Below are 580 nucleotides of genomic sequence, written 5' to 3' on the forward strand. Positions count from 1 at the left end.
AGGTTTCAGCAATATCTTTGATGGGCTTCGTTTTACCTAATTCTTGAAGAATCATTACCTTTAAGGGTGATGAAATCGTACAGTGCTGTTTGGTTAAGTTGGTTTGAGAAACCGTTGTTTTTTGACAATGTTTACAAAGGTATCGTTGCTTAGTCAGTTTAAGATAAGCAGGTTGAAGGTTATATTGCCCAATTAGGATGACGGTCCTATAAGATCCATAATCAATCATATCTTCCGCTCCATTATTACTACTACCACAATGAGGGCACACTTTAGGCGTATTCTTTAGCGTTCCTGTAACGGTTAATACTTTTTTAAAGGCTTTTGAGACAGGAAGCATTTTTTTAGTAGAACTTTTAAATTGATGAACTGAGAAATAGCATTCTTCATCAAAATCATTCTGTTCGATATTGATATTAAGGTCTTCCATTCCAAGTAAAATTTTAGTATTATTGTTTGTAGCCATGTGATTTCCTACTTTCTATTATTTTTGGACAACTTAATTATAGAGGAAATCACAGGCTTTTTGTATATAAAAATAGTGCTGGTGATTTCGCCACCAACACTAAAAATTATAGAT

General features: G+C 33.3%; 1 protein-coding gene. It reads right to left on the minus strand.

Annotation, left to right across the window (positions count from 1 at the left end; genetic code table 11):
* On the minus strand, window positions 1-466 hold a 466-nt coding region (locus tag GSA01S_RS10445), incomplete at its 3' end, for a transposase family protein (protein ID WP_169792702.1).
* Window positions 467-580: the final 114 nt, after the last annotated feature.

Source organism: Globicatella sanguinis NBRC 15551 (assembly GCF_001552295.1).
In the GTDB taxonomy this organism is placed as follows: domain Bacteria; phylum Bacillota; class Bacilli; order Lactobacillales; family Aerococcaceae; genus Globicatella; species Globicatella sanguinis.